The 8,848-nt window shown below is 40.0% G+C and carries 11 protein-coding genes; 9 read left to right on the top strand and 2 right to left on the bottom strand.

The genetic code is table 11. The features are described 5' to 3' along the window. Positions 1–69: 69 nt before the first annotated feature. Together mnmE and HMPREF2728_RS06700 are read right to left on the bottom strand one after the other, a co-directional pair. On the bottom strand, positions 70–1,443 hold the full coding sequence (gene mnmE / locus HMPREF2728_RS06705) for a tRNA uridine-5-carboxymethylaminomethyl(34) synthesis GTPase MnmE (RefSeq protein ID WP_075227425.1): 1,374 nt from the start codon (positions 1,441–1,443) through the stop codon (positions 70–72). Positions 1,444–1,565: 122 nt separating this feature from the next. After that, positions 1,566–1,748 (bottom strand): 4-oxalocrotonate tautomerase, encoded by a 183-nt coding sequence (locus HMPREF2728_RS06700; RefSeq protein WP_001117401.1) that lies wholly within the window; start codon positions 1,746–1,748, stop codon positions 1,566–1,568. Positions 1,749–1,871: 123 nt separating this feature from the next. Here HMPREF2728_RS06700 and HMPREF2728_RS06695 point away from each other — a divergent pair, with 123 nt between their 5' ends. From HMPREF2728_RS06695 to HMPREF2728_RS06655, 9 genes are all read left to right on the top strand, one after another. Beyond that, complete coding sequence (locus HMPREF2728_RS06695) at positions 1,872–2,471, top strand: thymidine kinase (protein ID WP_075227424.1); 600 nt, start codon at positions 1,872–1,874, stop codon at positions 2,469–2,471. After that, positions 2,461–2,940 carry a GNAT family N-acetyltransferase gene (locus tag HMPREF2728_RS06690; protein ID WP_075227423.1) on the top strand — a complete coding sequence of 160 codons (480 nt, stop codon included), beginning with the start codon at positions 2,461–2,463 and terminating at the stop codon, positions 2,938–2,940. The genes HMPREF2728_RS06695 and HMPREF2728_RS06690 overlap by 11 nt, the downstream gene beginning before the upstream one ends. 9 nt (positions 2,941–2,949) lie before the next feature. Continuing rightward, a complete protein-coding gene (prfA, locus tag HMPREF2728_RS06685; RefSeq protein WP_001028810.1) occupies positions 2,950–4,029 on the top strand; it encodes a peptide chain release factor 1 in 1,080 nt (359 codons plus the stop codon). Next, positions 4,029–4,865 carry a peptide chain release factor N(5)-glutamine methyltransferase gene (gene prmC / locus HMPREF2728_RS06680; protein WP_075227422.1) on the top strand — a complete coding sequence of 279 codons (837 nt, stop codon included), beginning with the start codon at positions 4,029–4,031 and terminating at the stop codon, positions 4,863–4,865. The genes prfA and prmC overlap by 1 nt, the downstream gene beginning before the upstream one ends. After that, positions 4,849–5,451, top strand: a complete 603-nt coding sequence (locus HMPREF2728_RS06675; RefSeq protein ID WP_186822197.1) for an L-threonylcarbamoyladenylate synthase — start codon at positions 4,849–4,851, stop codon at positions 5,449–5,451. The genes prmC and HMPREF2728_RS06675 overlap by 17 nt, the downstream gene beginning before the upstream one ends. A gap of 1 nt (position 5,452) precedes the next feature. Further along, positions 5,453–5,884, top strand: a complete 432-nt coding sequence (locus HMPREF2728_RS06670) for a GNAT family N-acetyltransferase (protein ID WP_075227421.1) — start codon at positions 5,453–5,455, stop codon at positions 5,882–5,884. Between the two features lie 67 nt (positions 5,885–5,951). After that, positions 5,952–7,208, top strand: a complete 1,257-nt coding sequence (gene glyA, locus HMPREF2728_RS06665; protein WP_075227420.1) for a serine hydroxymethyltransferase — start codon at positions 5,952–5,954, stop codon at positions 7,206–7,208. A gap of 7 nt (positions 7,209–7,215) precedes the next feature. Continuing rightward, entirely contained in the window at positions 7,216–8,190 is a 975-nt protein-coding gene (locus tag HMPREF2728_RS06660; RefSeq protein ID WP_049509017.1) for a nucleoid-associated protein, read from the top strand. Then, positions 8,190–8,792, top strand: coding sequence for a lysozyme family protein (locus tag HMPREF2728_RS06655; protein WP_049509016.1), 603 nt, complete (start codon positions 8,190–8,192; stop codon positions 8,790–8,792). Before HMPREF2728_RS06660 ends, HMPREF2728_RS06655 begins: the two co-directional genes overlap by 1 nt. The last annotated feature ends 56 nt before the right edge of the window (positions 8,793–8,848 follow it).

Raw genomic sequence — 8,848 nt, 5'->3', positions numbered from 1 at the left:
GTGAGGTCGGGATCTTTTTGTCCCAACCTCTTTTTAGGTGACTAGTATTTTTTTGACCTAGTTTTTATGTTATTTACCTAAACAAAACTGGCTAAATAACTGGGTGATGAGTTCATCTGGTGCAGCATCACCAGTAATTTCTCCAAGAATTTCCCAAGTACGAGTTAAATCAACTTGAAGTAAATCAACTGGCATCCCCAGCTCAAGACCTTCGTTTACAGCTTGTAGGCTTTCAACCGCCTTTTCAATTAATGAAATGTGGCGAGCATTGGACAAGTAAGTAGCATCTTGTTCGACCAAGCCAGCATTTTCAAAGAAGAGGTTATTGATGCGTTCTTCAATCTTATCAATGTTTTGATTTTTGAGGACCGAAATACGGATGACATCTTCAGGAAGTTCCTGAGTTTCAATAGCCTCAGGTAGGTCAGTTTTGTTAAGTAGGATGATTCGATTAGTATCTTGACTAATTTCAAGAAGTTGTCGGTCTTGGGCAGTTAGTGGTTCACTAGCATTTAGAACCAGTAGAACCAAGTCAGCTTCCTTGAAAGCTTTTTTGGAGCGCTCGACACCGATTTGTTCGACGATGTCATCTGTTTCACGGATACCTGCAGTATCAATCAACTTCAGTGGAACACCGTTGATGTTGACGTATTCTTCGATGACATCTCGAGTAGTTCCTGCAATATCAGTTACAATGGCTTTATCTTCGCGCAGGAGGTTATTAAGAAGGCTAGACTTCCCAACATTTGGACGACCAATGATAGCCGTTGAAATCCCTTCACGGAGAATCTTCCCACGACGTGCCGTTTTTAAGAGATTGGTTAAGAGTTGTTCAAACTCCATAGTTTTTTCACGGACAACAGCAGTAGTGGCTTCTTCCACATCGTCATACTCAGGATAGTCGATATTAACCTCTACTTGTGCTAGTGTATTGAGGATTTCCTGACGAGTATTATTAATCAAGTCAGATAGAGAACCGTCTAATTGTTTGACCGCTATATTCATAGCCTTATCAGTCTTGGCGCGGATGATATCCATAACAGCTTCAGCCTGAGTCAAGTCTACACGACCGTTAAGGAAGGCACGTTTAGTAAACTCTCCAGGCTCTGCCATACGAGCCCCTTCACGGATAGCCAGTTGGAGAATTTCATTGGTTACGGCGATTCCACCGTGGGTGTTAATCTCGATAATGTCTTCACGAGTGAAGGTCTTTGGAGACTTCATAGCCCCAACCATAACCTCATCCATGACTTTCCCTGTCACAGGATCAACAATGTGGCCGTAGTTAAGAGTGTGGCTAGCAACCTTGCTCAAGTCCTTGCCTTTAAAGATTTTCTGCGCAATGGCAAAACTATCCGTTCCGCTTAAACGAACAATCCCAATAGCTCCTTCACCAAGCGGTGTAGAGATGGCTGCAATGGTATCAAATTCCCGTGTAATCATTTCAATTCCTTTATAGTTTATTTGTTTGTATAGACTAATATCTCTTCAAATTGTAACAAATTTTAGTATTTTCTTCAATGAATGTTACTTATAAAGAAAAGCCCAAGCAGATTGCTTAAGCTTTACTTAGTGCGCATTTCGCCTTGTGGGAAATAGGTTCCTTCAGGCATATCGTTGATTATGACATGAACAGCAGACTGAGGTGCACCAGTGTTGCGAACAACAGCTTCCGTAACTTCCTTGGCTAGGGCTTTCTTTTGCTCTAGCGTGCGTCCTTCAAATAAATCGATGCGTACAAATGGCATAATTGGGTCCTCCACTAGTTATTTGATTTCTTCTATTTTATCACAATTTGCCGTTTAAAGCTTTGAGAAAATATGGTATACTAGAATGTAGCAAAAATTTAGAAATGGACGTGAAATAGAAGCATGGCACAGTTGTATTATCGTTATGGGACCATGAACTCAGGAAAAACGATTGAGATTCTCAAAGTAGCCTATAACTATGAGGAGCAAGGAAAGGGAGTTGTAATTATGACTTCGGCTCTGGATACGCGTGACGGTGTTGGCTATGTTTCAAGTCGAATTGGGATGAAAAGACCAGCAGTTGCTATTGAGGAAACAACGGATATCTTTGGATTTATCCGAGATTTACCTGAAATGCCTTACTGTGTACTTGTCGATGAAGCCCAGTTTTTAAAGCGTCACCATGTTTACGATCTAGCTCGTGTTGTGGATGAGTTAGACATACCTGTCATGGCATTTGGTTTAAAAAATGACTTTCGTAATGAACTATTCGAAGGTTCAAAATATCTTCTGCTCTTAGCAGATAAGATTGACGAAATCAAGACCATTTGCCAGTATTGCAAGAAAAAAGCGACCATGGTCTTGCGTACGCAGAATGGTCTGCCAGTCTATGATGGTGAGCAGATCCAGATAGGTGGCAATGAAACCTATATCTCGGTTTGCCGTAAACATTATTTTGCGCCACTGATAACATCTAAAAAGGGACAAGACTATGACAATTGAACTAAGAGATGTTACAATGGAAAATTATTTTGATGTTCTGAATTTGGATGTTAAGGAATATCAAAAACAATTTATTGCTACCAACGCAATTAGTTTAGCTGAAGCATATGTCTACACAAAAAATGGAGATTTTGTAGCTCCATTGGCAGTTTATGATAATGATGCAATCATAGGTTTTGTGATGTTAGCTTATGATAAAAAAATCGGAATTAGTAATGGAAATTATTTACTTTTTCGTTTCATGATTGATAAGCATTTTCAAGATCAAGGATATTTTAAACCAATTATGGATAAGGTGTTAGACTATGTTCGAACAGCGCCAGCAGGTTTAGCCAATAAACTTTGGATGTCTTATGAACCAGAAAATGAACATGCAAGATCTTGTTACCTCAGTTATGGATTTAAAGAAACTGGGGAAATATTTGAGAACGAAGTAGTAGCAATATACGATTTAACAATTGAGAAATAAGGAGAAAAAATGAACATCTATGATCAACTACAAGCAGTAGAAGACCGTTATGAAGAGTTGGGAGAATTGCTGAGTGACCCAGATGTGGTCTCTGATACCAAACGTTTCATGGAGCTTTCAAAAGAAGAGGCTTCTACTCGTGATACCGTAACTGCCTACCGCGAATACAAACAAGTCCTTCAAAACATTATCGATGCCGAAGAGATGATTAAAGAATCAGGCGGAGATGCTGACTTGGAAGAAATGGCCAAACAAGAATTGAAAGATGCTAAGGCTGAAAAAGAAGAGTACGAAGAAAAACTGAAGATCTTGCTCCTTCCTAAAGATCCAAACGATGACAAGAACATCATCCTTGAAATCCGAGGAGCAGCTGGTGGTGATGAAGCAGCACTTTTCGCTGGTGATTTGCTAACCATGTACCAAAAGTACGCTGAAGCCCAAGGCTGGCGCTTTGAAGTCATGGAAGCCTCAATGAACGGTGTTGGTGGTTTCAAGGAAGTGGTTGCTATGGTATCAGGTCAGTCTGTTTACTCTAAGCTTAAGTATGAGTCTGGTGCCCATCGTGTTCAACGTGTCCCTGTGACAGAAAGCCAAGGGCGTGTGCATACCTCTACAGCGACAGTTCTCGTTATGCCTGAAGTGGAAGAGGTAGAATATGATATTGATCCAAAAGACCTTCGTGTGGATATCTACCACGCATCTGGAGCTGGTGGACAGAATGTCAACAAGGTTGCGACTGCCGTTCGTATCGTTCACTTGCCAACCAATATCAAGGTTGAAATGCAGGAAGAACGTACCCAGCAGAAAAACCGTGAAAAAGCTATGAAGATCATCCGTGCGCGTGTGGCTGACCACTTTGCTCAAATTGCCCAAGATGAGCAGGACGCAGAGCGTAAGTCTACTATCGGTACTGGTGACCGTTCAGAGCGTATCCGTACCTATAACTTCCCACAAAACCGTGTGACAGACCACCGTATTGGCTTAACCCTTCAAAAACTTGATACTATTTTATCTGGTAAACTAGACGAAGTTGTGGATGCCTTGGTACTCTATGACCAAACACAGAAATTAGAAGAATTAAACAAATAATGAAATTAGCTCAAATGTTTAAAGATTTTGAGGAAAAGTTGATAGCACAAGGAGAGGAAGCAGAAAGCCTCTCCTTTGTCTATCGTAGCCTGAAAAATCTATCTTTTACAGACTTCGTCTTTGCCCTTCAGCAAGAAGTTACAGAGGAAGAAAAAGAGTTTGTAGAGGAAATTTACAAGAAATTAGCAAATCATATACCCGCCCAGTATATTATTGGTCATGCTGAATTCTTTGGTATGCAGTTAAAAGTAGATGAGCGGGTCTTGATTCCCCGTCCAGAGACAGAAGAGTTGGTGGAGCTCATTCTGGATGAGAATCCGAAGGAAAATCTCAAAGTTCTGGATATTGGAACTGGGAGTGGTGCTATCGCTCTTGCTTTAGCTAAAAATAGACCAGATTGGACAATCACAGCTGCCGATATTTCTCAGGATGCTTTGGATTTGGCGATGGAAAACGCTAATCATCAAGGTCTAACATTATCCTTTATTAAATCTAACTGTTTCTCCGAAATTTCTTCAAAATATGATATAATTGTATCCAATCCACCTTATATATCTCGAGTAGATGAGGCAGAAGTTGGTTTGAATGTTCTCCATTCAGAGCCACATTTAGCCCTCTTTGCAGATGAGGATGGTCTAGCGATCTATCGCAGAATCGCGGAGGAAGCTAAAGACTATCTAAAAGATGGTGGTAAGATTTATCTTGAAATTGGCTACAAACAAGGACAAAGCGTTCCAGCTCTTTTCAAGGAAAATTATCCCGAGAAGCGAGTTCGAACTCTGAAAGACCAATTTGGCCAAGATAGGATGGTTGTCATTGATGATGGAGAAAATTAAACAAGAGTTGGAAAAAGGTGGAGCTGTTGTTCTGCCGACAGAAACAGTTTATGGTCTTTTTGCCAAGGCGCTAGACGAAAAAGCAGTTGATCATGTCTATCAACTTAAACGTCGTCCTAGAGACAAGGCGCTCAATCTCAATGTCGCAAGTTTAGACGATATCTTGAACTTTTCTAAGAATCAGCCACCTTATCTCAATAAACTGGTTGAAAGTTTTTTGCCTGGACCTTTGACCATTATCTTAGAAGCTAATGCCAAGGTTCCTTACTGGGTCAATTCAGACTTGACGACTGTTGGATTTCGGATGCCTAGTCATCCTGTTACCTTGGACTTGATCCGTGAGTTTGGTCCTTTAATCGGCCCATCTGCCAATATTTCAGGTCATGCTAGCGGTGTTATCTTTGAAGAGATTCTGAAAGATTTTGACCAAGAGATCTTGGGACTTGAAGACGATGATTTTTTAACGGGTCAGGATTCGACTATTTTAGACCTATCTGGTGACAAGGTAAAGATTCTACGTCAAGGAGCGATTACACGAGAAGATATCCTTGCCAAGATACCAACAATTCCTTTTGAGGAGGTATAATATGCTACGTGATTTGAAAACAACAGATGTTGCAGCTATTTGTGAGATTAACAAAGAAGCTTTAGGCTATTCGTTTAGTTTAGAGGAAACGGCTAGTCAACTAGCTAAGTTATCTCAAGACTCACATCACTACCTACTGGGTTTCGAGGATTCGACCAGCCATGATTTACTTGGTTATGTCCATGCCGAGGTTTATGAATCCCTTTATTCAAAACCAGGTTTTAATATCCTAGCTTTAGCTGTTTTGCCTCAAACACAGGGTCAGGGTATCGGAAAAACTTTGCTCCAAGGATTGGAACAAGAAGCAAAAAAACGAGGCTATAACTTTATTCGCTTAAATTCTGCAGACCATCGTATGGGTGCCCATGCATTTTACGAAAAAGTTGGTTATACTTGTGATAAAGTGCAGAAACGGTTTATTCGCATTTTTTAGTTTGGATTTTATATTCTTGTTGTAAAAACAAACTAAAAGACCTGTCACACTATAAAGGAGAAGACCTATGATTTTTGACAAAGATGATTTTAAAGCTTATGATGCAGATCTTTGGAATGCCATTGCCAAAGAAGAGGAACGTCAACAAAACAATATCGAGCTAATCGCCTCTGAAAATGTCGTTTCTAAAGCAGTTATGGCGGCTCAAGGGTCTATCTTGACCAATAAATACGCCGAAGGTTACCCAGGACGTCGTTATTACGGTGGTACGGATGTAGTAGATATCGTTGAAACTCTAGCTATTGAACGTGCAAAAGAAATCTTTGGTGCCAAGTTTGCCAATGTCCAACCTCACTCAGGAAGTCAAGCCAACTGTGCAGCCTACATGGCTTTGGTTGAGCCAGGTGATACGGTAATGGGAATGGATTTGGCAGCAGGTGGTCACTTGACCCACGGAGCTCCTGTAAGCTTCTCTGGTCAAACCTACAACTTTGTTTCTTATAGTGTGGATCCTGAAACGGAACTTTTGGACTTTGATGCTATCTTGAAACAAGCCCAAGAAGTAAAACCAAAATTAATCGTTGCAGGAGCTTCAGCTTATTCTCAAATTATTGATTTTTCAAAATTCCGTGAAATTGCAGATGCTGTTGGTGCTAAACTCATGGTAGATATGGCTCACATTGCTGGTTTGGTTGCTGCAGGTCTTCATCCAAGTCCAGTCCCTTATGCACATATTACAACAACAACGACCCACAAAACCCTTCGTGGACCACGTGGTGGTTTGATTTTGACCAATGACGAAGACCTTGCTAAGAAGATTAATTCTGCTATTTTCCCAGGTATCCAAGGTGGGCCATTAGAGCACGTTGTTGCTGCTAAGGCTGTTGCCTTCAAAGAGGTATTGGACCTAGCCTTCAAGGAATATGCAGCAAATGTTATTAAGAACAGCAAGGCTATGGCAGAAGTCTTCTTGCAAGACCCTGATTTCCGTATTATCTCTGGTGGTACTGAAAATCACCTCTTCCTAGTGGATGTAACCAAGGTTGTAGAAAACGGAAAAGTTGCTCAAAACTTGCTAGATGAGGTCAATATTACCCTAAATAAAAACTCAATCCCTTACGAAACTTTGTCACCATTTAAGACAAGTGGTATTCGTATCGGATCTGCAGCCATTACTGCACGTGGTTTTGGTGAAGAAGAAAGTCGTAAAGTGGCTGAGCTTATCATTAAAGCCCTTAAAAATGCAGAAAATGAAGCTGTCTTAGAAGAAGTAAGAAGCGAAGTCAAAGTCTTGACAGATGCCTTCCCATTATACGAGGACTAAAATTTTTATGGACATTTATATTAAGAAAGCCATTATCCATCAGTTCAGCCCTAATGACACAGAGTTGTTTCTAGCGGATAAATTTCTCAATATCACTCCAAAAATCGAAGAATACCTACGTAAGAAAATTGAACGTGTGTATTCAGATGAAGCCAAGACTGGGATTTTCGAAGAAGAAAATCCCTTCTTCAATCATATTACAGATGATTTGTTGGAGACATCGGTGACGCTAGCAAACCTATGGAAAGAGGAATTCAGCATTTCTGAAAATCTCAAGACCAATGACTTGATTTTTGTGCAGTTTTCTAAAGAAGGAGTAGAGCATTTTGCTTTTCTACGTATTGCCTTGCGTGAGACCTTGACCCACCTCGGTGGAGAGGTTGATAATCCAATCAAGCTGACTCAAAACAATCTTCCTGGATTTGGTACAGGCGCAGATGAGGCCTTGGTGGTCAATCTTCAAAGCCGAAAATATCACCTGATTGAGAAACGAATCAAGTATAACGGGACTTTTTTGAACTATTTTTCTGAGAATCTGATCCAGGCTCAGCCAAAGATTTCACCTAAAAAGTCAATCAAGGAACTGGAAAAAACAGCTCAGAGAATTGCTGAAACATTTAATACAGATGATTTTCAATTTCAATCCAAGGTCAAATCAGCTATTTTTAATAACCTTGAAGAAAGCAATGAATTGTCTCCAGAAAAATTGGCAAATGACCTTTTTGACAACAATCTCACTGCACGTCTTAGCTTTATTGACCAAGTCAAGGAAGCAGTGCCAGAGCCAGTTCAATTTGATGAAATCGATGCCAGTCGTCAATTAAAGAAATTTGAAAACCAAAAGCTTTCTCTGTCAAATGGGATTGAGTTAATCGTACCCAATAATATTTACCAAGATGCTGAGTCGGTCGAATTTATCCAAAATGAAAATGGAACCTACTCTATCTTAATCAAAAACATCGAGGATATACAAAGCAAATAATGTTTAAATTTATAAGAAGGGTCTTGCTACTTGTTCTTGTATTATTTACTGGTTATAAACTTTTTCATATGTATCGGGATGTGAAGCAGGTCATGACCTATCAATCCTTGGTACGAGAGGTTTTAAGTGAGCAAGATACGCCAGCAAATGAAGAACTAGTCCTGGCCATGATTTATACCGAAACCAAAGGTAAAGAAAGCGACGTGATGCAGTCTAGTGAGTCTGCTAGCGGAACTACAAATACGATTTCTGACAATAGGAGTAGTATTCGTCAGGGAATTCAAACCTTGACAGAGAATCTTTATTTAGCTCAAGAAAAGGGTGTAGATGTTTGGACTGCTGTACAGGCCTATAACTTTGGGCCTGCTTATATTGATTTTATCGCCCAAAACGGGAAAGAAAATACCCTTGCACTAGCCAAGAAATACTCAAGAGATACCGTTGCGCCAACTTTAGGAAATACAACTGGAAAAACCTATCGCTACGTCAATCCAATTTCCATCTTTCAAGGTGGAGAACTCTATGTGGATGGAGGGAACTATTATTACTCTAGACAGGTTCAACTAAATCTCTACATTATTAAATTTTTTAATCTATTTTAAGCACTTAGAAAATTCTAGGTGCTTTTATAAGCTTTCTTTAAGGCTAATCGACTATC

The organism is Streptococcus sp. HMSC061D10 (assembly GCF_001808865.1).
GTDB lineage: Bacteria > Bacillota > Bacilli > Lactobacillales > Streptococcaceae > Streptococcus.
This window is presented reverse-complemented; position numbering and strand designations above follow the sequence as displayed.